General features: G+C 55.8%; 25 protein-coding genes. 7 read left to right on the forward strand and 18 right to left on the reverse strand.

The genetic code is table 11. From position 1 onward, the window contains the following. The first annotated feature begins 1 nt into the window (after position 1). Positions 2 to 1,171, forward strand: a complete 1,170-nt coding sequence (locus AFIC_RS15450; RefSeq protein ID WP_275247092.1) for a Wadjet anti-phage system protein JetD domain-containing protein — start codon at positions 2 to 4, stop codon at positions 1,169 to 1,171. A gap of 165 nt (positions 1,172 to 1,336) precedes the next feature. Here the strand turns inward: AFIC_RS15450 and AFIC_RS15455 are convergent, their stop codons facing one another. From AFIC_RS15455 to AFIC_RS15470, 4 genes are all read right to left on the reverse strand, one after another. Then, positions 1,337 to 1,723, reverse strand: a complete 387-nt coding sequence (locus AFIC_RS15455) for a hypothetical protein (RefSeq protein ID WP_275247093.1) — start codon at positions 1,721 to 1,723, stop codon at positions 1,337 to 1,339. Beyond that, the gene (locus tag AFIC_RS15460; protein WP_275247094.1) at positions 1,720 to 2,349 is read right to left on the reverse strand and encodes a hypothetical protein; all 630 of its coding nucleotides are present in this window, start codon (positions 2,347 to 2,349) and stop codon (positions 1,720 to 1,722) included. The genes AFIC_RS15455 and AFIC_RS15460 overlap by 4 nt, the downstream gene beginning before the upstream one ends. A 1-nt stretch (position 2,350) precedes the next feature. Next, complete coding sequence (locus AFIC_RS15465) at positions 2,351 to 3,064, reverse strand: PP2C family protein-serine/threonine phosphatase (protein ID WP_275247095.1); 714 nt, start codon at positions 3,062 to 3,064, stop codon at positions 2,351 to 2,353. 73 nt (positions 3,065 to 3,137) lie between these two features. Next, positions 3,138 to 3,719, reverse strand: a complete 582-nt coding sequence (locus tag AFIC_RS15470) for a DUF4339 domain-containing protein (RefSeq protein WP_275247096.1) — start codon at positions 3,717 to 3,719, stop codon at positions 3,138 to 3,140. A 168-nt stretch (positions 3,720 to 3,887) separates the two neighbouring features. Between AFIC_RS15470 and AFIC_RS15475 the strand changes: the two genes are divergently transcribed. Beyond that, positions 3,888 to 4,124 (forward strand): helix-turn-helix domain-containing protein, encoded by a 237-nt coding sequence (locus AFIC_RS15475; RefSeq protein WP_275247097.1) that lies wholly within the window; start codon positions 3,888 to 3,890, stop codon positions 4,122 to 4,124. A gap of 213 nt (positions 4,125 to 4,337) precedes the next feature. Here the strand turns inward: AFIC_RS15475 and AFIC_RS15480 are convergent, their stop codons facing one another. Both AFIC_RS15480 and AFIC_RS15485 read right to left on the reverse strand, forming a co-directional pair. Then, positions 4,338 to 4,679 (reverse strand): DUF2958 domain-containing protein, encoded by a 342-nt coding sequence (locus AFIC_RS15480; RefSeq protein ID WP_275247098.1) that lies wholly within the window; start codon positions 4,677 to 4,679, stop codon positions 4,338 to 4,340. Further along, positions 4,672 to 5,835 carry a PGN_0703 family putative restriction endonuclease gene (locus AFIC_RS15485; protein WP_275247099.1) on the reverse strand — a complete coding sequence of 388 codons (1,164 nt, stop codon included), beginning with the start codon at positions 5,833 to 5,835 and terminating at the stop codon, positions 4,672 to 4,674. Before AFIC_RS15485 ends, AFIC_RS15480 begins: the two co-directional genes overlap by 8 nt. Positions 5,836 to 6,154: 319 nt before the next feature. On the opposite strand from AFIC_RS15485, the gene AFIC_RS15490 reads away from it, so the two are divergent. Genes AFIC_RS15490 through AFIC_RS15500 form a run of 3 tightly spaced genes read left to right on the forward strand, consistent with a single transcriptional unit; the run spans position 6,155 to position 7,884 of the window. Further along, positions 6,155 to 6,736: a hypothetical protein gene (locus AFIC_RS15490; protein WP_275247100.1), complete on the forward strand. Its 582-nt coding sequence runs from the start codon at positions 6,155 to 6,157 to the stop codon at positions 6,734 to 6,736. Beyond that, a complete protein-coding gene (locus tag AFIC_RS15495; protein ID WP_275247101.1) occupies positions 6,720 to 7,010 on the forward strand; it encodes a hypothetical protein in 291 nt (96 codons plus the stop codon). The genes AFIC_RS15490 and AFIC_RS15495 overlap by 17 nt, the downstream gene beginning before the upstream one ends. A gap of 7 nt (positions 7,011 to 7,017) precedes the next feature. After that, a complete protein-coding gene (locus tag AFIC_RS15500; protein WP_275247102.1) occupies positions 7,018 to 7,884 on the forward strand; it encodes a rolling circle replication-associated protein in 867 nt (288 codons plus the stop codon). A 193-nt stretch (positions 7,885 to 8,077) separates the two neighbouring features. On the opposite strand, the gene AFIC_RS15505 is transcribed toward AFIC_RS15500, so the two are convergent. Further along, positions 8,078 to 8,488, reverse strand: a complete 411-nt coding sequence (locus tag AFIC_RS15505) for a hypothetical protein (protein WP_275247103.1) — start codon at positions 8,486 to 8,488, stop codon at positions 8,078 to 8,080. Positions 8,489 to 9,114: 626 nt separating this feature from the next. Here AFIC_RS15505 and AFIC_RS15510 point away from each other — a divergent pair. Next, the gene (locus AFIC_RS15510) at positions 9,115 to 10,323 is read left to right on the forward strand and encodes a DUF3775 domain-containing protein (protein ID WP_275247104.1); all 1,209 of its coding nucleotides are present in this window, start codon (positions 9,115 to 9,117) and stop codon (positions 10,321 to 10,323) included. A gap of 104 nt (positions 10,324 to 10,427) precedes the next feature. On the opposite strand, the gene phoB is transcribed toward AFIC_RS15510, so the two are convergent. From phoB to pstS, 6 genes are all read right to left on the reverse strand, one after another. Then, a complete protein-coding gene (gene phoB / locus AFIC_RS15515; protein WP_275247105.1) occupies positions 10,428 to 11,129 on the reverse strand; it encodes a phosphate regulon transcriptional regulator PhoB in 702 nt (233 codons plus the stop codon). A 21-nt stretch (positions 11,130 to 11,150) separates the two neighbouring features. Continuing rightward, positions 11,151 to 11,861: a phosphate signaling complex protein PhoU gene (phoU, locus tag AFIC_RS15520; protein WP_275248758.1), complete on the reverse strand. Its 711-nt coding sequence runs from the start codon at positions 11,859 to 11,861 to the stop codon at positions 11,151 to 11,153. A gap of 17 nt (positions 11,862 to 11,878) precedes the next feature. Further along, positions 11,879 to 12,691 (reverse strand): phosphate ABC transporter ATP-binding protein PstB, encoded by an 813-nt coding sequence (pstB, locus tag AFIC_RS15525; RefSeq protein WP_275247106.1) that lies wholly within the window; start codon positions 12,689 to 12,691, stop codon positions 11,879 to 11,881. After that, positions 12,688 to 13,533 (reverse strand): phosphate ABC transporter permease PstA, encoded by an 846-nt coding sequence (pstA, locus tag AFIC_RS15530; protein WP_275247107.1) that lies wholly within the window; start codon positions 13,531 to 13,533, stop codon positions 12,688 to 12,690. The genes pstB and pstA overlap by 4 nt, the downstream gene beginning before the upstream one ends. Next, the gene (gene pstC, locus AFIC_RS15535) at positions 13,533 to 14,390 is read right to left on the reverse strand and encodes a phosphate ABC transporter permease subunit PstC (RefSeq protein WP_420833403.1); all 858 of its coding nucleotides are present in this window, start codon (positions 14,388 to 14,390) and stop codon (positions 13,533 to 13,535) included. Before pstC ends, pstA begins: the two co-directional genes overlap by 1 nt. Positions 14,391 to 14,619: 229 nt before the next feature. Beyond that, a complete protein-coding gene (pstS, locus tag AFIC_RS15540; protein ID WP_275247108.1) occupies positions 14,620 to 15,669 on the reverse strand; it encodes a phosphate ABC transporter substrate-binding protein PstS in 1,050 nt (349 codons plus the stop codon). A gap of 240 nt (positions 15,670 to 15,909) precedes the next feature. Between pstS and AFIC_RS15545 the strand changes: the two genes are divergently transcribed. Beyond that, positions 15,910 to 16,224, forward strand: a complete 315-nt coding sequence (locus tag AFIC_RS15545; RefSeq protein ID WP_275247109.1) for a hypothetical protein — start codon at positions 15,910 to 15,912, stop codon at positions 16,222 to 16,224. A 79-nt stretch (positions 16,225 to 16,303) separates the two neighbouring features. Here AFIC_RS15545 and AFIC_RS15550 read toward each other — a convergent pair whose 3' ends face one another. From AFIC_RS15550 to AFIC_RS15570, 5 genes are all read right to left on the reverse strand, one after another. Further along, positions 16,304 to 16,654 (reverse strand): winged helix-turn-helix domain-containing protein, encoded by a 351-nt coding sequence (locus AFIC_RS15550; protein WP_275247110.1) that lies wholly within the window; start codon positions 16,652 to 16,654, stop codon positions 16,304 to 16,306. 18 nt (positions 16,655 to 16,672) lie between these two features. After that, complete coding sequence (gene arsJ / locus AFIC_RS15555) at positions 16,673 to 17,908, reverse strand: organoarsenical effux MFS transporter ArsJ (protein ID WP_275247111.1); 1,236 nt, start codon at positions 17,906 to 17,908, stop codon at positions 16,673 to 16,675. Further along, positions 17,905 to 18,948: an ArsJ-associated glyceraldehyde-3-phosphate dehydrogenase gene (locus AFIC_RS15560; RefSeq protein WP_275247112.1), complete on the reverse strand. Its 1,044-nt coding sequence runs from the start codon at positions 18,946 to 18,948 to the stop codon at positions 17,905 to 17,907. The genes arsJ and AFIC_RS15560 overlap by 4 nt, the downstream gene beginning before the upstream one ends. Positions 18,949 to 18,957: 9 nt before the next feature. Beyond that, positions 18,958 to 19,818 carry a metalloregulator ArsR/SmtB family transcription factor gene (locus AFIC_RS15565; RefSeq protein ID WP_275247113.1) on the reverse strand — a complete coding sequence of 287 codons (861 nt, stop codon included), beginning with the start codon at positions 19,816 to 19,818 and terminating at the stop codon, positions 18,958 to 18,960. Between the two features lie 231 nt (positions 19,819 to 20,049). Then, the gene (locus AFIC_RS15570; protein WP_275247114.1) at positions 20,050 to 21,336 is read right to left on the reverse strand and encodes a molybdopterin molybdotransferase MoeA; all 1,287 of its coding nucleotides are present in this window, start codon (positions 21,334 to 21,336) and stop codon (positions 20,050 to 20,052) included. Positions 21,337 to 21,342 lie beyond the last annotated feature (6 nt).

Consider the following 21,342-nt stretch of genomic DNA (forward strand, 5'->3'; position numbering starts at 1 on the left):
CGTGAGCGCAGGCAAGGCACGCGACATTCTGGACATTCTTCTCGACCGCGTGGAGCGTGTCCCAAACCGTACGCGCCAACCGGCTGAACGCGCGCCTGCCCATTTCCCTTCTGCAGCAGAGCGTGCGGCCTTCGATCGGCTTCTTGCGGACGCAGAACGCCAAGGTGCTATCAGCGTGGTCAAAGGCCGCGGTGATGCGCGGCACCTGACCGAACGCATCCGATTGAGAGATGCTGTCCGCCTTTACGAGTTCCTTGGAAGGATTCCAGCAGTCGAGCGTGCGAGAGCAGCGGTGTACCAACTGCAGGCGTCTGTGGTTCCAAAACACACTGACGCAGTAGAGGCGCGAGACAGTATTGTCGCCGGATGGCTGCGGGGGGAGCGGCCGTTCTCGATTAGCCTTGAGCAGACGGATCAGGCGGTAGAATTTATCACGGCTCTGGATGCCGTTCTAGCGCGTGACCCGATGGACCGACGTGATCTTCGAACCTACTCCGGGCAAACTACAGGTAATACAAAACTCCTGGAACGGTACGCATCGCGAATCGTCAATTTCCTTAAGCAGATCCGAAAACTTGATGCCGATCTGTCCGACAGTGAGGTTATGGCGAGCCTAGGCTTGGAGAAATTTTCGCAACCTGTCTTAATAGCTGGTCCCGTTCGTCTCGCGGGCGTGGATTTCGCGAACCTAGCTTACGTGGGACTTCCTCCTGAACAAGCACCGGAGATCAAACCTGCCGGAACGATCCGATCGATTCTCACGATCGAAAACCTCGCGAGCTTCAATCGGCATGTGCGAGAAGCGCTGCAGGCCAATGACGTAGCCATCTACACGGGTGGCTTCCCGTCGAGGGCAGTGGCAGCGACATTGGTAGCAATTTCAAGGTGGCCAGGAATTACGCGTATCCATCACTGGGGAGACATCGACGAAGGCGGCCTGCGTATCGCACTGCATTTGACGTCCCTTCTACCGATCCCGGTCCTGCCCCATCTCATGAATCCCGCCTTGGCGCGTATGCACGGAACCCCCGCCAAGGTTTCGCGGAAAATCGATTTGCTACCAGGACACCCGTGGCATTCGCTGGCTATTTTCTTGGGAGGGGAGGATGCTCAATTCCTTGAACAGGAAAAGACTGATCCTAAGCCCATTACTAACGTCGAATCTGGCTGATCCCCGCAGTGCGAACCCCGATGAAAGGAGTGGCGGCCCATTCTCCATTATCGCCATTGGCAGGTCGGCTGGCGGACTTGAGGCTGCCACCTAATTCCTGAAGACAATGCCGCCCGACAGCGCGCGGCTCGGCCGGTTTGTCGAGCCGAAAAATACCGTCTTCAATTAAAGCCCCGACATCAGTTGCTCCATTGCCGCGCGGTCGAGAACGACTTGGTTGGCTGAGATTTCGATCACAGCTGTGCCGGTCTCTTCGCCTTGATGAACGGTGCGTAGCAACCAGCGGATAATAAGGCGGCCGTTGGTGAGCGGGTCCAGCCGATTGCAGGTTAGAATGGTGTCGGTACTGGCGACTTCCCAACTCACCGTGCCGTTGGCTCGACTGCAGACGTCAGCTAGATGCTGGACATCGTAGCCCATCCCGCCATAGCCGGAGGGATAGGACAGTACGATTGGACTCTTGAGGAACGATTCGGGAGGCGTCTGAGCCAGAGCCGATGAACCAACGGCGACCGCAGCCCCACATCCGATCAGGAAATATCTCAGGGTCATTGATCGTCATCCTGGCTCATGAACTCTTTCAGTTCTGGCATCACGGCGAGGGTGCGGAAGGCGGTGCGATAGATGGCGCCTACGTCCTCGACCGGTCGTCCGTTCACACTGATCCCGCCCAACAGAAACCTGGTGTAGTTATTCGGGAAGGCATGGGTCGGGACGAACCGGTAGCTTAAGACATCGACTTGGCCATCCCTGTCAGGGGCCATCTTGCAGCGCAGGACCGCTTCGCGATCGCGGACGTGATACCATTTGGATTGACCGCGGCCGTAGACGCACAGCACAGCGAGGATCCGGACCTCGATGCCGACCTTGTCTTCTTTCCGTGTTTCGGGATTAAAGGCGTAAAGCTCGGCCTGGACGATGTCATTGAGGTCGAGATCGCCGGATTTAAGGCGTTGCTCATAATCCGGAAGCGGTAGGACGGATTTGACTGCGCTGGCATCTTGCATTCCGCCGGCTACAGGTGGTCTGGCCGGTAATGTAGAACGCGAGCCGACCTGGACATAGTTGCTAGTCTGAATTGCGGCACGAACATCCATTACTTGCGCACCTTGGACGGTCTCGTAGCCTCCGATAAGTAACAAGGCGATCGGCATCAATCCTCGGATAAGGAGCATCATTTCATAGGTCCCTTTGTGCAATCGGAGAGGAGTGCATCGTCCTCGCCGCAATAATCGAAAGATTGTCGGCTCCGCCCGCCTTCATTGCAGCCCCGGCTACCTTGCGAACGGCATCGGCCAGGCGACTAGCGTCGCAGGTGAGAAGATGAGCGATGGCTTCGTCATCGACCATATCGGTTAGACCGTCGCTGCAGAGCAGAAGGGTCTCACCAACGCCTAACGGCGGATGAACCGCGATGTGCGGGCTCAGCGGCAACTGGAACGGAATGCCGCCCAGGCATTGGGTGACGGCATGGGATTGCCGGTGGCCTGATGCATCCTTCGCGATGCTTGCAACATCGTCTTGGCTAAGCTGACAGAGTTCGTCCTCCGTGGACCGATAGCAGCGACTGTCACCAACATTAAAAACAAGCACGGATTGGGCAGAGAGCACCGCGCCCACCACCGCGGTCCCCATCCCCCCAGTCTCAGGGTGCTCCGCCATCACGGCATACAGCCGCGCGTTGGCTGCATCGACTGCTGCAGCGGCACTTTGAGGTTCAAGGAGGTGCTCAGCGCCCGTAATCAGATGGTCCAGCACGGTCTTGCTGGCCAGCGCCCCGTGGGTGTGTCCACCCATCCCGTCCGCGACCATTAAAAGGCAATTGTCTCCGTCGACATGACGATGATGAACATGGTCCATATCGCCGGTCAGGATTCGACCGGCGATAGCCATTGCATCCTCATTGGAGGATCGAACAAGGCCGCGGTGCGTGAAGGCCGCAACAGACCAGGACATTGCAGGGCCGCTACCGGTCGGTCCCGATCAGGATGGTGCCGATAACGAAAAGGGCGATCCAGACAAAGCCATAGTATGGGGTTTGCTTCAGTCGCTTGGCGCGCAGAAACAAATATGCGGGCGCGAGCAGAATGCCCGACACGGTCAGCCAATTGTTGGCATACCCGGCTCGTTTCAGTTGTCGTTCATCCAGCAAACAGAGCACAGCGTTGACGACCGCCGGGACAAGGAATGTCGCCAGTTTGATGTAGGTGTGGTTTTCATAAGGGAATTGGACCAGTTGAAGGTCCCGATAGGCAGCCAGAAACGTGTATGGGATCGGTGCCAGCGCGATCGTCCAGACCAAGCCGTTGTTGATCTCAGAGGATGCCACCGGTGGCGGGGCGTCTTGAAGATGAATGGCGAGATCGGTGGCCCGGAGTGGCTGCCACTCCGACATGCCTTTTTTCCACACTGGCGTATCGCCGTTGACCTTTTCGGCCCCTAGCAAATCGACCAAGGCGGTTGCTGAGAATGGCCCCTTCCGCTGCCCATTCTCCGTGAAAAACCATTCTCCGGCGGCCGTCCCGGCCCCCTGCATCGTATCGCTCACTTTAACCCCCAAATTTCAAACGGATCGACGCGGATGTCCGCGACGGGAATTCAATTAGGAAAAACACTTATTTACCGGGCAGCTGATCGACCGCCTCAAGTTTAAAATACCTAATTTATCGGTATCTGAAAAGTAGTTCTATGTCTCTAGCCCCCTCCGGGAGGCTGGATGCCAAAGACGATCACTTCACCGCTTCAAAAGAAGCTGGCCAATATGTTGGTTAGGCTTAGGAAAGAAGCTGGTTTGCGGCAGATCGACTTGGCCGAGAAGCTCGGGGTCTATCAATCTTGGGTCACTCATCTAGAATCCGGTCAACGTCGTATTGATGTCGTGGAGCTCATTGAATTAGGCCGCATCATCGGCTTTGACCCAGCTGAAGTCGTGAAGAAGCTGAATAGGCGATAGCTAAGGCGCTTCTTGGTTTTCCGCGTCTTCGCTCTGTGTCGGGGACACATGTCTAGCCCCGCAGTTCGGGCAATCGTCGTCGCAGGTAGCGGACCAGACATCCTGCCAATCGTATCCGCAGCGATAGCAAGTATAGAAATTGCGAAACAATGGCATTTGCGGCCCCGGTTAGAGAGACAGTGGTGGCCATGAGACCACCACCGCCATTCGTCTTTAGGCGGTAATACGACCCTTGAGCCTCGCCTCCTCCGCATAAGCGGAAAGCGGCTTATCGGCGACGAAGTGCAGATCGCGTTCGATCGGCAGCCCCAGCAATCCTCTGAGAGCAGCGAGCTCTGCCAGGGAAACGTAACCGAGTTCGGGCGTGCCAAGGCCAAGGTCACACAATCCGAACAAAGAATCGGGATTGTCGGGGTCCGCCTCGGTCAAGAGCCAGGTTGCGTTGCCGTCCGGCGTGAACAGCTTAACCACCGGCTCATGGTCCTTTTCGTCGGCGAGCGCATTCACCAGAAGCCTGACCCGGTCTTCGACAGACAGGAGATCCCTCTCAGCCATGAGTAGCCTCCAACGGCTCCGAAGTCTGGGCCGCGGAAGTCCGGCGCGTTGAGCGCGCACCTCGAGGCGAAGATCTTCGTTTTCCAGTTTCGGCCGGAGTGCCCTCGCTGGATGAGGTCGAATTCGAAGAAGCATCCATCTTTGGAGCGATGACTGCCAGCGCGGCATCGTAGACCCGCCGGAAATCGCAGTATCGGGTCCAGAGCTTGTCAGCGGTTTCCTGATCGCCGGCAACGTCGATAGCATCGATGAAGGATTCCAACGTGAAGTGCTGGAAACGCACCCGCGTCGGATCGCTATCATTCAGCGGGAGCAACTCGTTTTCGTAGACGCGGAACGCTGCTTGCGCGCGCCGGTTCAGGCGCGGCCCGATGGCGATGAACATGGCGCGAGGAGTAATGCGGTGACTGACAGCTAATTGCGCGGTCATGTGCAGACGCATCAGCTGCTCGAGCGGGGGCGAACGAAGGATGCCGCTGGCGGGATTTTCGTAGAGGCCGACCTCTTGCAGGGCTTCGTCGTAGCGATCCCGCCAACGGGCGCATGGCCCGGCCATGTCCTCCGAATACTTTACCTCGACATAAACAATGCCCGTCTCACCCTCGGGGGTTACAACGTGCACCGCTGCATCGAAAGCGCTGCGATCCGAAAGGAATCGTTCGTCGCGCCGGCCAGGTGAGTGTTCAAATGCGATTCGCTCGACCGAATGAACGAAGTCAGGCAGCAGCTGGCAAAACACGGACGTCGCAAGCTTCGTGTCGAGTGCGAGCGGCCCAAACGCGTTGAATACCAGCGGCATCGAGCTCAACGTGTTGGTGATCAGACGGTCTTCGTCGATCGCTGCGTCTTCTTCACGGAGCAGAAGCTCACGAAGCGCGAGCAGATGAACCTGAGGCGAGATGAAGTTAAGGCCGTCCTCGGCGGCGTCGGCGCGCAGGTAAGAGCCGAGGTGAGCGCCGCGCTCTTCGACTGCCGCGTTGGGAATGCTTTGATCGCGCATCCACAAAATCTGCAGTAGTCGTGCAGCGCGACGGAAGCGCGAGTCGATCATGCAGTGTGAGTCGTAATGCTTGGCGACGGTGTCGCTGACGAACGGAATCCTAAGAAAAGTATTTTCGCTGCGATGTTTCGTTGGATGAAATTTCGACTTGGACATTAGGAGGCGTCTCCGATGGTTGTGACCATCGAAGATTCAAGCGTACTGCCGAAATGTTTGCAGAAGGCGGGACGCTAATTAGTCAGCCGATTTTGCACATGAAGACCCTGCATGGGTTAATAGCTCTAGGCCTGCAAGATTCAATAGTGAAACCGAAATAATTGTAAGTCTGACGAAGAGAGCTACTAGCGAATTAGAGATGGGCGGCCCGCTCATTTCTTATTTAGTTGGAGTTTTCTCAATGTGTTCTGCGCCTAAAACGGTAAATAGACACCGCAAATTCAAGCCTAAAATGATCCCTGTACCAGTGTTTTGGTCAATGGATGAAGCGGCCGAACAGCGTCGTTCGTTCGATGAATGGATCAAACTTGATCCTACTCCGGTAGTTCAAGATCCCTACAACGTCGAGGAGGTGAAGGCAGCACTCGGCCAGACGCTTCTTGGCGATGTCGTTGCTCCGGGCACGGTCGAAGCCATGTGTGCTGATGGCCGCGGCCACGAGCTTTTGCCTCCGCGCCGCCGGTACATCCGCCGTGTGCTCGATAAATTCGAGGGTCCCTGTATCGAGATCGAGCCGACCATCGAAGAACTCGAGGCCATCGAGGACAAGAACGAGCTCGCCCTGATCTTGATCGCGCTGAACGTCCGATCGAACGGCGTCGAGCGCGTCGAGACGCTGATTAAGTCGACAGCTGATGCCGGTTGGTTCGGTGCCATTGTACAAGGCAACTTGCAGCTTTGGGTGGGTGGCGTGAAGCGTTACCCGAACTGGTACAAGGGTCCGCCGGCGCGCCGTCCGAAGGTCGAGGATCCCTGCAATCTGTGGGAAGCGTTCGGCATCTCGCTCTGGGATGTCACCATCTTGTCGAAGAATGGGGACATCTATGAAGTCACCTTTTAAGCACGTGCGCGGCGAGTACGCCGACAAGGACGATCTCGCCCTAGCTCTCTGCAAGGCAGGTGGTCCGGCTCTTGAAGACCTCAATGACCTTCCTCGTCTTGGTGACGGCTACAGCGCGCAGGTGATGCGTGCTGTCTGGGGCGATGATGAAGAGGACTATGAGCGAGCGGTGATGTACGAAGCCGAGCAGGAGCAAAAGCGCCGGCAACACGTGTTCCTCAGCACCGGTCTTCGCCGCGGGCGCCACCGCCCTTGCGGCGGCCATCGTCCTTGATCCGGTCATGACGTTGTTCAACGACAACCCCTTCGGGACGGCTGCGAAGCCGTCCCGTTTCATTTCGGAGGCGGAGTTTGCTGCGGTGTACGCCGCCGCGGACTTCGCCGCCGCGTTCGATCTGTGCCTCGACACGTCGGTCACGATCACGTGGCGGGACTTCGGCGTGCAGGCACCGGAGGAGGTGCAGGCGGCCTTCGAGCGTTTCGAAAAATGCCTGCGTGATTGGCTAACCCGCCGTACCGTACCCATGGCCTATATCTACTGCCACGAACGTGGAGCGCGCGTTGGCCTGCATACGCACCTGAACCTATTCGTACCCAATATCTACCGGAACGAGTTCAAGGTCTGGGCGGCCAGCTACACCCGCCGCTGCGGCCGCGGTGGCCTCATGGTGAGCACGCCGCCCATCGAGACGATGTGGCTTCACTGGTGGAAGGTAGGATACATCTGCAAAGGCTATGACCGGCAACAAGTGGTGCAGGATGCTCGCAGCTCGGTCGACGGCCGCACCGTATATCTTGGTGATCTCATACCTGTTGCTTGGCGCGACCCTGGCGTGATTGACATGAAGCAACGGGTTGGCTGTTCTCGCAGTCTCGATCGTTCGGCGCGCGCGCGCGGAATTCCCGGTGGTGTCGTCGATGTTGCCGAACGCGGCGGCGTCATTGATATTTCCGGCGTACGGCATCGCTTTCCGGCGTCACCGCGCAAGCCCTTCCGCTCCCGCTACGAAGACGGCTGCCGTGACGTCCGCAAGCTCTACGGTGACGATCTGTTCGCGCGGGTGACGGGTATCAGCACCTCCACGGCGGTGCCGGTGATGGCGGCGCCCACCGCTGTAGAAGAGGACTTGGAGTTGCCGCCGTTCTAAGAGAAACCGATCTGCCGACGAAAGGCGCCGCTCAATATTTTGGCGGCGTCTTTTTTTGTCCGGTTCTGTAGTTCGCGACGGACTTCGGGAAAACCTGGGGTTTGCTCCAAACTACAGATGGCTCTGTATAAGTCTATGAATCATTTCAGCAATACTATCGTCTCCTCTCCTAGGGAGCGCGATTTTTGCGAGGTCAGTCCCTCAGCAAAATGGATGCAGGATCAATCGCTGGAAGCGTACCTGGATCGTTGATCGCGGTGGTCAAATCGATCGCGTCGGGTGCCTGCGGGCGAGTTGGCTCGCCAGAATGAGCAGAGATACCAGTATTGCGTTGCTTCAGTTTCTCCCTAGCCGGAAAGCAGGTGGCGCGTTGGACGGTCTGCTCGGGCGTAGATCGACGCCGCGATTGTTGCCCTTCGCGGATGAGGAGGGTTCGCTCCAATGCTTCGTGCTGGCGGTTGGATAGATAGGTAGCCGTCCCATAGTCCTCGAGCTTTTGGAGAATAGAGTGGAGGAAAATGCTTTCCCAACGGGGTAAGGACGAAGCCAAGACATTTTCGATACGGTTGATCGTCCGATGTAGCCATTCGTTACTGCAGGTCATGATTGTCTCCGGCATGAGAAAATGTTCGATCTCGGATATGCAAGGCAATTGAGCTGCATCGCCACCGCATCGCTTCGATCGAAAATGGTGAGCGTTGCTGGAAGTCTGATCTGTGGCCCGAAGGGTCACAGCTTCGCCTGAGAGGCGAAGCTGTCTCGACAGAGGCGCTCGAAAACGGAGCCGCGCCGCCGGTGAGCCGTTGGATAAGCGAAACCCTGCTACGGGAAGGCCGGGGTCAGCCGGTCGACCTTTATTCGCCGCTTCATCTGACGGAGTAAATTTCCGGACACATCCGTCAATCCAGAAACTCCACCGTGGGTCGCGAAGTCACGTTGCCCACTCCTGCTTTGGACTTACGCCCTCAGCTTGTGCGATGCCCTTCGCCTCATCCGCGATCTCTTCAAAAGCCTGATTAGCCAGAAGCGCGGAGCCCATTGGGGGCTGGCTATATTCGCGCCATATAGCGCCAACTCTGTACGGGATAATCTGTTGGTGCGAAGGATCGTCAGTGTTGAGAAATTTAGCCTGCCACGGCAGCGCATTCATTCAGATGCGCTGTAATTTGCTAGGGTTGTGAGCGACGCTACCTTCTCCAGCCTACACGACCAGGAAGAGACTCAAACAATATGACTGAATCCAAGCCCACCGCGGCTATCGACCCATTTTTCGAGACAATTCACGATAGCCAATGGAACGCTTGTGTGGGCATCCAGGGCAATGAGCAAAATTATGTCGATGGCTATATCGAAGCTGCGCTTGAGCTGGCTTCGGCGGTCCTCGATAAGAAGCTCGTGGCAAGCCGCGATACGCTGGCCATGCCAATTCTTTACAACGGCCGGCACGCGCTTGAACTATCACTGAAGTTTGCGATCAACCGATTGCATGAGACCGGCATGATTGCGAGCAGGCACATTCCTGATCACGACATACTATCGCACTGGAAGCATCTGCGAGACGCCAATGCTGGCGACACCACGCTTCAGCAACTGGTTACAGATATCGAGCCTTACGTCGTCAGCCTAGCAAAGATCGACGATGATGGTCAGGAGTTGCGTTATCCAACCAATCGTGACGGTAAAAAGAGCCTCGATAAACTTGCGATCGTCAACTTGCCTCACGTTCGCAAAAGTCTCGAGACGATGAATGGCATCCTGACAAGTCTAAAGTACCGTGTCATCGCCCTCGTGGATGAGCGCCGCACCGGCAGCCACACTAAAGGCTGCTCGCGCGAGGATCTTAAGACCATCGCCGCGATGCTGGGCAATCATGACACTTGGGTCAGCGATAGCTTTAACGACAAGAAGGCTGCTGTTCGCGCAAAATTCGGGCTCAGTAGCCACAAATTCTCCGACGCAGTTAACCAGATTCGCAGCTCAAGGGCGCTTGCAACGCTGGTCGGTATCGAAACCCCGCTGACTTACTTGTCAGACGAGAAAGCGGTGTTTGCGTTTGAGCAATGGGCCAAAGCCAATCCGCCGCGCGAAGATAGCTCCGACGATCTTGGGTTCGACTATTTCGACCGCGACTGGGAGAAAATGGATGAGAACCGACGCCTCACGCAGGAGCTGATCGGCGTCATCACAGACAATCTTTCCGGCGAGGAAATATCGGACATTGAGGTCGTGTTCTACATCGGTCGCGACCGCGAATTCGGCGAATATTACGATGCCATGCTGGCAGAGGCGATAGAGAAGCATAAGCAGGCGACGTCGCGCTGGGAGGGCATCTACCACATCATGACGAAGGCCACCTTGCTCGATAACGTCATCATCGGTTTGCGGGAAGTAGGACGGCCATCGCTTGCGGCCAAGTTGCAAGCCATCCGAACCAATTGAGCGTTAGCAATCCCGCAGCTCGCTCAGCACTCCCCGCACGAGAATACAATCTAGATTGCATCCTAGTTTAATAAGATTGGAAGACTTTACTCAGCCATTGACAATCAACTGGCTTGCGCAAAACGGTCGTCGAGGGCGTATCCCGCGCCTCGTACTGTTCGGATGGGGTCTTGATCGCAATTCAGGTTCAGTAGCTTTCGAAGGCGGCCGATGTGAACATCCACCGTTCGCTCATCGATGTAGACATCCCTGCCCCAAACCCCGTCAAGCAATTGTTCTCGGCTGAATACTCGTCCTGGATGTTCCAGAAAAAATTCCAACAGGCGGTATTCCGTGGGGCCAAGATCGACAGGAGAACCTGCTCGTGCCACTCGGCGCCTCTCCCGATCCAGCTCAATATCGCCATACGAGAGGATAGTAGCCATTCGGCTTGGGCTTACGCGGCGGAGCAGCCCCCGCACCCGCGCCAGAACTTCGGGGACGGAGAATGGCTTAACGATGTAGTCATCCGCACCAGTTGCCAATCCCCGAACTCGTTCGCTCTCTTCGCCGCGAGCCGTCAACATAATGATGGGAAGGCTTTTAGTTTCGAGGTTACTGCGAAGCCGCCGGCAAAGCTCAATGCCCGAAAGCCCGGGGAGCATCCAATCGAGAATCAGAAGATCTGGCAGATATTCTTTTAGCCGCGCGTCCGCCTCATCGCCTCGGGTAGATATCTCCACATAGTATCCCTCGGCTTCGAGATTATACTTGAGCAAGGTGGTGAGAGATTCTTCGTCTTCAACGACAAGGATGCGTGCCTTCATTTAAAGCCTCTTGCCTTGTGATCAGGTCGTACCCGCAAAGTTGGTCATGTCGCCCTTCGGGCGCTTTTCGGTGATCGTTTGACCTTCCACCTGGTACACAACCGTTTCGGCGATATTGGTCGCATGATCGCCCATTCGTTCGATATTCTTGGCGCAGAACATCAGATGGATGCAGAAGGTGATGTTGCGAGGATCTTCCATCATGTAGGTCAAAAGCTCGCGAAACAGCGACGTACAGATCGCGTCGACCTCTTCGTCACCTTTCCAGACCACCATTGCGCCAGCCACGTCCTTGGACGCATAAGCGTCCAAGACCGATTTGATCTGGTCCTGGACGAGATCGGACATATGTTCGAGACCGCGCATCAGTTTCAGGGAATGGAAGTCATCCTCGCCGATAGCGTTCACACGTTTCGCGTTATTCTTGGCAAGATCGCCAATTCGTTCGAGGTCCGTCGCAACACGCATCGCGCTGATGATCTGCCTGAGGTCGATTGCCATCGGCTGACGCCTGGCAATCGTCAGAACTGACCGCTCCTCGATTTCACGCTGGAGCTGGTCGACGTCCGCATCTTTCGCGACCGTGGCGGCGGCCAGTGCCCCATCCCGATGAATCAATGCATTGACGGCGTCCACGAGTTGACGTTCGACAAGACCACCCATCTCAGACACTCGCATGGCGATCTCATGCAGGTCCTCATCGAATGCTTTGGCCGTATGTTCGAGGATCATCATTTTCTCCAAGACGATTAGCCGAAACGGCCCGTGATGTAGTCTTGCGTCCGGTGGTCCTCTGGGGCAGTGAAGATTTTCGTCGTTACCCCAAATTCAACCAACTCTCCCAAATACATGAATGCGGTGTAGTCGGAGACCCGAGCCGCCTGCTGCATGTTGTGGGTGACGATGACAATCGTGTAGTCCGACTTCAACTCGTCAATAAGCTCCTCGATTTTCGCAGTCGAAATCGGGTCAAGGGCAGAACATGGCTCGTCAAACAGGATCACTTCCGGCCTGACCGCAACGGTGCGTGCAATGCATAGACGCTGCTGCTGACCACCGGACAAGCTCAAGCCACTGGCGTGAAGCTTGTCTTTTACCTCCTCCCAAAGCGCGGCACGCCGAAGGGCTCGCTCTACCCGCTGATCGATCTCTTTCTTCGGCAGCTTTTCATAGAGGCGGATTCCGTAGGCAATGTTCTCATAAATCGACATTGGGAATGGCGTAGGTTTCTGAAATACCATTCCGATGCGGGCACGAAGAAGATTGATGTCGATCTCATCGCCCACAATGTTCACACCGTCGAAATGAACCTGCCCCTCGGCCCGTTGCCCCGGATACATATCGTACATCCGATTCAGCACGCGCAGTAATGTCGACTTTCCGCAACCAGACGGCCCAATGAAGGCTGTCGTCCTATTCTGATAAAGCGGTAACGTAATGTCCTTGAGTGCTCTGTGATCGCCGTAAAAGAAGTTTAAGTTTCTGACCGCGATTTTATCCCGCAACGGGGCGCTGGCAGCGTCAGGTTTAGCCACGACCGCAAGATGATGACTGGTACTCATGACGTCTTCCTTGTTCCAGCAAGCGAGCGGGCCAAGATGCTAAGCGCCAGCACCGATAGCGTAATGATCAACGCACCTGTCCAAGCCAAACTTTGCCATTCGTTGTAGGGACTCAGAGCGAATTGGAAGATAACGGCTGGCAGACTCGCCATCGGAGCGTTCAAATTGCTCGTGAAGAACTGATTGTTGAGAGCAGTGAAGAGCAACGGCGCTGTCTCGCCCGCTACGCGCGCGATCGCGAGCAAGATGCCTGTTATGATTCCAGCCCTCGCGGCCCGATAGCCTATCTGCCGGATCATCAATGCGCGCGGCAATCCAATCGATGCGGCGGCTTCCCGAAGCGTGTTTGGTACCAAGACCAACATATCCTCGGTGGTTCGCACGACAACTGGGACAACAAGAACAGCGAGTGCAACTGCGCCTGCGACACCTGAAAAGTGGCCCATTGGCCGCACCATGACCTCATAGATAAAGAGGCCAACAACGATGGATGGCGCACTCAGCAAGATATCATTGATGAAGCGGATCACGCTCGTCAGTTTTTCATGGCGCCCATACTCCGCCATGTAGGTTCCTGCGAGCATGCCGATCGGCGTCCCGATCAGAATGCCCAGACCGGTCATTATCAAGCTTCCCATGATCGCATTGAGCAGACCCCCGTCCGAGCCCGGCGGCGGCGTCATTTGAGTGAAGACCCGCAGGGAAAGACCGCCAAATCCCTTCCAGAGCAAAACGCCCAAAATGACAGCGAGAATGGCCATGCCAATAACGGTCGCCGAAACGGAGGCGAAAACCGCGATGCCGTTCGCGCGCCGGCGAGAAGAATATCTTGCGAGCTCCATTAGCCGACCTTTCCTTCAATTCTCATCAACAAAAAGCGCGCGAGCGCCAGAACGATGAACGTGATGACGAACAGGATGAGACCCAGCGCGATCAGAGACGACGTGTAAAGATCGCCCACCGCTTCCGTAAATTCGTTTGCGATCGTCGCGGCAATCGTTGTTCCTGGCGCGAGCAATGACGCATTAATCTTGTGCGCATTGCCGATTACGAAGGTGACTGCCATCGTCTCACCGAGAGCTCGTCCGAGCCCGAGCATCACGCCGCCGATCACACCAACACGCGTATAGGGAAGCACGACAAAGCGCATGACCTCCCAAGTACTGCACCCAAGGCCGTAGGCCGCCTCTTTGAGCACCGGCGGTACGGCGTCGAACACGTCACGCGAGATCGACGTGATAAATGGAAGAACCATGATGGCCAGAATGATACTGGCCGTGAAAATGCCAATTCCGTAAGGAGGGCCGGCGAACAGAGACGACAGGACTGGGATGTTCCTTGTCGCGGCGATCAGTGTCGGCTGAACATGATCGGCGAAGAATGGGGCCAGAACAAACAAACCCCAAATACCGTAGATAATGCTGGGAATGCCGGCCAATAATTCAATTGCGATGCCAATCGGGCGGCGAAGCCATAACGGGCATAGCTCGGTCAGAAACATTGCGATGAGCAGTCCGAACGGAACTGCGATCAACATTGCGAGAAATGACGTAACAATAGTTCCGTAGATCGGCGCAACGGCTCCGAATTTTTCGGTGACTGGATTCCAGATCTGCGTGGAGACGAAGCTGAACCCAAACTCGCGAAAGGCAGGTATTGAACCAGAGATAAGAGATATGATGACGCCGCCAAGCATCATCAGAACGAAGATGGCAGCAGAGCGCGTCAAAATTCGAAAGAACGTATCGCTCGCTTTTAATTTCTGAAGCACGCGAGCGCGTTCGGCCACGTCTTGCGATGCTTCATCTTCATGCTGCCAAGCCACATCCACCACGGACGCCTCCAGGTTAATTAGCCCGCCGAATCATCATGACTACGGCCATCGGTAAGGCGAAGGAGCGGCGATTGTCGCCGCTCCTTCGTGCTTGTCAGTTCGAGGCTGCGAAAAGCGGCTGGCCACCGCTGTCCTTGATATTGTTGGCCCAAACCTTCTTGATGCCGTTCACCACGCTCGAGGGCATCGGGACATAATCAAGGTTTTCCGCCATTGCATCGCCCTTCGGCGTGAAAGCCCAGCCGAAGAACTTCAGCGCTTCTTTGGTTGCTGCTACGTCATTCGGTTGAGTAGGGATCAGGACGAACGTCGAACCTGCAATTGGCCAGCTTTCAGCACCGGGCTGATCAGTGATCACGACGAAATAATGATCTGAATTGGCCCAGTCCGCATTCGCGGCGGCGGCCTGGAAAGCTGCCGCACTCGGCGACACGACCTTTCCGTCTTTATTGATCATGTTAACCGACGTCATCTTGTTTTGCTTGGCGTAAGCGTATTCGACGTATCCGATAGAGCCCTTGGTATTGGCAACGTTGTTTGCGACGCCTTCGTTGCCTTTCGCGCCAATGCCTACTGGCCACTCAACCGCCGTGGCAGCACCGACCTTCGACTTCCAATCGGAACTGACCTTCGCGAGGTAGTCGGTCCAGATGAAGGTCGTGCCGGATCCGTCCGAACGGTGCACGACGACGATGGCTTGGCTCGGCAGTTTCGCGGTGGGATTGAGCTTGGCGATTGCCGGATCGTCCCAGGTCTTGATGTCGCCCAGGAAGATTTTGGCAAGCGTGGCGCCGTCGAGCTTCAGTTCGCCAGGCTTGATCCCTTCAAGATTAACGACAGGAACGTCGCCGCCGCTGACGACAGGGAATTGCACGAGACCGGACTTTTGAAGGTCGGCAGGCTTCAGCGGCATGTCGGATGCGCCAAAGGTCACCGTGCGGCTCTGGATTTGCTTGATGCCACCACCAGATCCGATGGACTGATAGTTCACGCCAACGCCATTTTCCTTTTTGTAGGCATCAGCCCACTTCGCAAGGATCGGGTACACGAAGGTCGAACCGGCCCCCGAGATGTCGTTGGCAAATGCCGGAACAGCCGAAGCAACGGCGAGACCGGCAGCGACTAGCAATTTGGTGAATTTCACTGGCTCTCTCCTGTTTTGAGCGAGGCGCAGCTGTATTTGGCGCCTTCGAGCACCCCCGTTTGGGAGGGCCAACCGAGCTTCTATGGCCGTTAAATAACGGTCCCATGACAAATACGTCGATATTTATCGACATATAACGTCATATTTGTGCATTGTAGCTCATATAAGTCGAGTCGTCCCGACTTATTGACGTTTTGGCAAGTTCCATTTTTCTGATGGCTACGACGCGGAGCAAGACCCATGGCTTGGACCGAAATAAACCTCATGATCCAAATAATCGCCGGGATTTTGGGGGCTCACGCCGCCGCTACAGCCGTAAAAGACCATCATTTCGGTTTCTGGGGGCATAGCCTTGCCGGTATGATTGCCGGTGCACTCAGCGGCTACTTTTTGCAAGGAATCGTCAGCACGGTGGTGAGAGGGGATGGCGCAGTCGTTCAACCTGGAGCCGTCGACAACTTCGTTCTGCAGGCCTTAGCAGGTGCCGTCGTTGGTGCCATTGCCATGCTTCTCATCGGAATGATCAAACAAATCCGCCCTGAGAAGAGCTCCTGAGATCCAGAATACCTAGGTGGACTGGTAACGGCGGCACCAAGATCACACCTGCGGAGTTGCTTGCGCTTAAAGCGAACTTCTAACCGTGCGTCTGCACTTCTCCAGGCTCAAAAGCAAAGCCGGAGCCCCTGATCGTTCTGATCGGATGATTGCCGTCCGCATCACGCATGATCTTACGCATCTGCCCTATTTCGACATCGACATTGTTACCCGAGACCGTCGCTGCCGACCCCCAAACGGATGACTGAATGAACGCGCGGCTGATGGTTTGGCGGGGCCGCTCCATAAATATTTCCAGAATACGAAGCTGGCGCAGTGATAGATTAAGTTCGCGAGCGCCCCGCCATGCGCGCAGGGCTTCCCGATCCAGTATAAATTCTCCACATACAATGATGGGCTTCGGCAACGTCCGATTTTGAAGCACAGACATTTGCGGAGGTCCTTGCGATTAAACGGCCGACTGAGCTCGCAACGGAGAAGCGTGCAAAGGCAGAAGAAAAGTTATCGCCCAAGACATAACAAGCATCACAGCCGAGCCCAGGAGGCAGCCATTGATACCTGCAACCTGATAAAGGAGGCCCGATAGGACGATGCCGAGTAGTCGGCCAGCCGCGTTGGCCGCGTAATAAAAGCCGACATCCTCTGCGGCTTTCTCCGAACCCGCATAAGCAAGGATAAGATAAGAGTGCAGCGATGAATTGACGGCGAAGGGCAGTCCAAAGAAGGCCAATCCGGCAACTAGAACCAAGTCTGGGCGGCTTACAACATCATACTGCATGACGATCATGAGGATGATAGGAACAGCAGCCAGTATCGCGCCCCATAGACGAGCTCCAGGAACTTCCCGGCTTAGTCCATCAGTGCTGCGCGCAACGAGTGAAGGTGCGATAGCCTGAATGAAACCATAGGCAATCGTCCAGGCGGCAAGGAATCCGCCGACACTTAGGAAATTCCAGCCTCTTGCATAGAGAAAGACCGGAAGACCAACGACGAACCAGACATCGCGAGCGCCAAACATGAAGATACGCGCTGCTGCCAACAAGTTCACGCCGCGCGACTTTGCAAAAAGTTCGCGAATCGACTTCGAGGATTTGGCCTTACCGAGTTCGCGTGGCAGAGTAAGAAATCCCGCGATCATGATCAGCGCGATGAGTGCGGCCATTGCCCAAAGGGCGGCACGAAAGCCGATCACGTCAAGCAGCAGACCCCCGATAAAAAACCCCACGCCTTTCATGGCGTTCTTGGAGCCGGTGAACCAGGCCACCCACCGAAACAACTGACCGCTCCCATCGGCGGAAGTGGCCTTGATCGCCGATTTCGATGCGGTCTTTGTGACGTCCTTGGCGATACCCGCAATTCCCTGAGAGACCACCACCCACGCGACGGATAGAACGGCTCCCCATGCCGGGCTCAAGAGGGAGAGCATAATTAGACCGAAGATCTGCAAGGCCTGACCGGCTGCGAGCATCCGTGGGATACCGTACTTCGATGCAAAATAGCCGCCCGCGACATTGGCGACGATGCCGCCCGATTCATAAAGCAAGAACAAGAAGGCAAGGGTGAAAGGCGTATAGCCCAACCTGAAGAAGTGAAACAAAACCAGCATCCGCAGGGCGCCGTCCACCAAGGTGAACCCCCAATAAGAGGCCGTCACGATCAGATAATTTCTTGCCATGGTAGTCATAGGCCTGCCCTCCGCACAATGTTGGCAAGGTCGACCATGCGGCACGAATAGCCGATCTCGTTGTCGTACCAGGCATAGACTTTGAGCAGCGTCCCATCGGTGACCATCGTGCTTTGTGCATCCACGATCGAACTGCGACTATCGTTATTGTAGTCCGCCGAAACGAGAGGCCGCTTTTCGATTCCGAGAATGCCCGCGAGAACCGTTGCTTCTGCGGCTTCGAAGAGCTGGTTCACCTCAGCCACCGTCGTTTCTCGATTGAGTTCGAAAACGCAATCGGTGAGGCTCGCGTTCAGGACCGGCACACGAACGGCGTGACCGTTGAGCTTCCCTTTTAGCTCCGGATAAATGAGCGAAATTGCCGTCGCGCTACCGGTCGTTGTTGGCTGCATCGACAGCATAGCCGACCGCGCCCTTCTCAGGTCCTTGTGAGGCGCATCAACGACAACATTGGTGTTGGTCGGGTCATGGATCGTTGTGATCTGTCCATGACGAATCCCGATTGCTTCGTGGATCACTTTCACCACCGGCGCGAGGCAATTGGTTGTGCAGGAAGCAGCGGTGAGAAGGCGGTGACTTGCGGGGTCGTACAGTTTGTCGTTGACGCCAACGACGATATTGAGGGCACCCTCGTGCTTGACCGGAGCTGCGACAATTACTTTTTTGACGCCTCGGTCGAAATAACCCTGCAACTGATCAGGGCTGAGGAACTTGCCGGTACATTCGAGCACGATATCGCAGCCGATATCTCCCCACGGAACGTCAGCGGGATTCGCTTTGTCACTGAACCCAATACGCTTTGATCCTACCTCAAAGGATTGTTCGTCATTTACGCCGAATGACGTACGCCAGCGGCCATGAATGCTGTCAAACTCAAGCAAATGAGCCGTCGCAGCTATGCCGCCTTTGAGTTCGTTGACGTGAACGATGTCTAACGTGTTGTCACGATTAGGATCGTTATCTACGCGCGAAATCCCACCAAGCGCCGCTCGAAACGCCAAGCGCCCGATCCGACCCATGCCGTTAATACCAACTTTCATTATACCCTCTTATGGCGCGACGCGTGTCGTATCGCCAATCTCATCAAGACGCTTACTAAGAGCGATGCGATCAAGCGATGCGAACGGAAGATTGATAAAGATCTCTATTCGCCGCCGGAGCATCGCGTAGAGTTCGTTGAGCAACGTGGTGCGCTCGGTGTTAGAGCCGACAAATTTTGTGGGATCTGGAAGCGGCCAGGCTGCTGTGACAAATCGATCGCCGAAATCAGGACAGGCTTGACCTTCAGGCGTGTCGCAAAGCGCGATGATGAAATCCATCCGCGGCGCGTTAGGCCCCGTGAACTCATTCCACGATTTGCTACGCAAGCCCGAAACATCATGGCCAAGCGCTTTGAGCCGCTCGATCACTTCTGGAAGAGGCGATTTAACCGGCTCTGATCCAGCAGAGTAGGCACGGAATTTCCCGCCCGCCAATCGATCGAGCAACGCTTCAGCCATGATCGACCGAGCGGAGTTGTGCGTGCAGAGAAACAGGACGTTGAAGGAAGGAAGCACAATGCTCGTTTCGCCTCTTGCATCAGGCGGCACGGCATCGGGAAAATAACCGCAAAGCTCCGGTCGTCCGCCGCAACAGTCTCGGGCCATAAAGTCTATGAGCGATCGAAAAGCGCCGGCATCGGCACGATAATTCATGGAGCGCCCGTCTTTTTCGACGTTGACGAGACCCGCGCGTGCCAAAATGCTCAAATGGTTCGACATCGTATTGTGCGGAACATCGCATCTCTTGGCGATCTCGCCTGCGGATACGCTTGCCGGATGTGCAGCGAGGAGAAGTCGCATTGTTTCAAGGCGCGTCGGCTGTGCGAGCGAGCCGAAGCCTTCAATTGCGGCCTGTTCTATGATGCTCATGGGTGAAAATCCGTCATGTCCATATGTCCATACTTATGGACAAGTTATATGACACCGGCATGACGGCGCAAGGCCTGTGGCCTTTCATCAAAGGTTTTCTACGTCGCGTCTGCCAAAAAGCGGCTGCGGACTGTCACTTAGGTGTCCACCAAGCCCATCCGCTGGAGCGTAAAAAAACGCAGCCTCAATCACGCAGCCGAGTCACGATGGCACCTATTTGGGCGCTGGCGCTTATGAGACCGAAAAAGCGTTTTTGAAAGGATAGAAGTCCAAGGGTTCGCCAGCTTCGACGAAACCTGTCCCTGACTGAACCAGCGCGAAGCCGTCCGCAGCAACCAGGGGACTCAAGCTCGAAGAGCTTCCACTCCCCAGCTTATAAATAAGCGGCTCTCCCTCTTCGTTGGTCTTGCCAACCTGAACCGGGATAAATTCAGAACGGTTGAAGCGCCGCGGCAGATCTTCAGTACATCTCGCTTTCGTGCTGATGAGATGAGGCAGCTCAATTCCAAGCTTAGCGAACAGTGCGGGTCGTGCGAACAGCAGGAAATTGATCAACGCCGAGATCGGGTTGCCTGGCAGACCGACGATAGTCATCGCTCCGATACAGCCCTTGGCTATTGGCTTACCGGGCCTGATCGCGACGCTGAGACGCTGATACTCGCCGCCAGATTTTAGAATGGCCCTTTGCAAACAGTCAGTCTCGCTTCCCGAGATGCCGCCAGATGAGATGACCAGATCAACGCTCCGAGCCGCGTCTTTTAGAGCTTGCGACAATAATTCAGGATCATCAGGGCAAATCCCAAAGTCCATTATGTCGAACATTGGCGAGACCATCAGCGAGCGGAGCATCGGTCTGTTCACATCGACAATGCCATTCTGATTCAAATCCCAGCCGTTATCTGCAAGCTCATCGCCAGTGGATATGAGCCCTATACGGAGCGGTCGAACCACCTGGATTTGAGTGAGGCCAACTGCCGCGAGCATCGCAATATGTCTGGCGTCGATCATCGTGCCTTCAGGCAAAATGATCGAACCGGCGAGTATGTCCTCGCCTTGGCGCCGGATGTTTGCACCCGGACGCGGCACGCTGGAGATCAGGATCGTGTCACCGGCGAGGGTCACCTGTTCTTGGGGGATAATCGCCGCGACGTCCGGCGGCACTCGAGCGCCTGTCAAAATTCTTATTGCAGAACCGGGCGTACAATTACTGGTCGCAGAATGGCCTGCGGCGGCACGGCCTGTGAGTTGAAAGGTCCTAGGAAACGCCATCGAAAGATCTTCAAGACGAATGCCGAAACCATCCATGGCGGAGTTATCGAAACGCGGAAGGGATATGTCGGTCGTGATATCGGCAGCTGTGATTCGAGACATCGCCTGGTTGAGGCAAATGGAGACAGTGCCAGCGATCGGCTGCACATCATTCAGGAAAATCTCTTGTGCCTGCTGAAGGGGCAATAGCGATTGCCCCTTCGTGCAGTCATTCATGTCCTGCTGAATTAAACTCTGATGAACATTCATGCGCCC

It is taken from the genome of [Pseudomonas] carboxydohydrogena (assembly GCF_029030725.1).
GTDB classification, from domain to species: Bacteria; Pseudomonadota; Alphaproteobacteria; order Rhizobiales; family Xanthobacteraceae; genus Afipia; species Afipia carboxydohydrogena.

Excerpts from the sequence above, each read along its gene's own strand:
- pstC (WP_420833403.1), bottom strand. The coding sequence starts at position 14,390 with ATGATGCTTGGCGGCGTCATCATATCTCTTATCTCTGGTTCAATACCT.
- AFIC_RS15500 (WP_275247102.1), top strand. The coding sequence starts at position 7,018 with ATGACGTTGTTCAACGACAACCCCTTCGGGACGGCTGCGAAGCCGTCC.
- AFIC_RS15475 (WP_275247097.1), top strand. The coding sequence starts at position 3,888 with ATGCCAAAGACGATCACTTCACCGCTTCAAAAGAAGCTGGCCAATATG.
- phoU (WP_275248758.1), bottom strand. The coding sequence starts at position 11,861 with ATGATCCTCGAACATACGGCCAAAGCATTCGATGAGGACCTGCATGAG.
- AFIC_RS15560 (WP_275247112.1), bottom strand. The coding sequence starts at position 18,948 with ATGAAAGTTGGTATTAACGGCATGGGTCGGATCGGGCGCTTGGCGTTT.
- AFIC_RS15550 (WP_275247110.1), bottom strand. The coding sequence starts at position 16,654 with ATGTCTGTGCTTCAAAATCGGACGTTGCCGAAGCCCATCATTGTATGT.
- AFIC_RS15455 (WP_275247093.1), bottom strand. The coding sequence starts at position 1,723 with ATGACCCTGAGATATTTCCTGATCGGATGTGGGGCTGCGGTCGCCGTT.
- AFIC_RS15480 (WP_275247098.1), bottom strand. The coding sequence starts at position 4,679 with ATGGCTGAGAGGGATCTCCTGTCTGTCGAAGACCGGGTCAGGCTTCTG.
- AFIC_RS15460 (WP_275247094.1), bottom strand. The coding sequence starts at position 2,349 with ATGATGCTCCTTATCCGAGGATTGATGCCGATCGCCTTGTTACTTATC.
- AFIC_RS15495 (WP_275247101.1), top strand. The coding sequence starts at position 6,720 with ATGAAGTCACCTTTTAAGCACGTGCGCGGCGAGTACGCCGACAAGGAC.
- pstA (WP_275247107.1), bottom strand. The coding sequence starts at position 13,533 with ATGGAGCTCGCAAGATATTCTTCTCGCCGGCGCGCGAACGGCATCGCG.
- AFIC_RS15565 (WP_275247113.1), bottom strand. The coding sequence starts at position 19,818 with ATGAGCATCATAGAACAGGCCGCAATTGAAGGCTTCGGCTCGCTCGCA.
- AFIC_RS15490 (WP_275247100.1), top strand. The coding sequence starts at position 6,155 with ATGGATGAAGCGGCCGAACAGCGTCGTTCGTTCGATGAATGGATCAAA.
- arsJ (WP_275247111.1), bottom strand. The coding sequence starts at position 17,908 with ATGACTACCATGGCAAGAAATTATCTGATCGTGACGGCCTCTTATTGG.
- AFIC_RS15485 (WP_275247099.1), bottom strand. The coding sequence starts at position 5,835 with ATGTCCAAGTCGAAATTTCATCCAACGAAACATCGCAGCGAAAATACT.
- AFIC_RS15465 (WP_275247095.1), bottom strand. The coding sequence starts at position 3,064 with ATGGCTATCGCCGGTCGAATCCTGACCGGCGATATGGACCATGTTCAT.
- AFIC_RS15570 (WP_275247114.1), bottom strand. The coding sequence starts at position 21,336 with ATGAATGTTCATCAGAGTTTAATTCAGCAGGACATGAATGACTGCACG.
- AFIC_RS15510 (WP_275247104.1), top strand. The coding sequence starts at position 9,115 with ATGACTGAATCCAAGCCCACCGCGGCTATCGACCCATTTTTCGAGACA.
- phoB (WP_275247105.1), bottom strand. The coding sequence starts at position 11,129 with ATGAAGGCACGCATCCTTGTCGTTGAAGACGAAGAATCTCTCACCACC.
- AFIC_RS15545 (WP_275247109.1), top strand. The coding sequence starts at position 15,910 with ATGGCTTGGACCGAAATAAACCTCATGATCCAAATAATCGCCGGGATT.
- AFIC_RS15505 (WP_275247103.1), bottom strand. The coding sequence starts at position 8,488 with ATGACCTGCAGTAACGAATGGCTACATCGGACGATCAACCGTATCGAA.
- pstB (WP_275247106.1), bottom strand. The coding sequence starts at position 12,691 with ATGAGTACCAGTCATCATCTTGCGGTCGTGGCTAAACCTGACGCTGCC.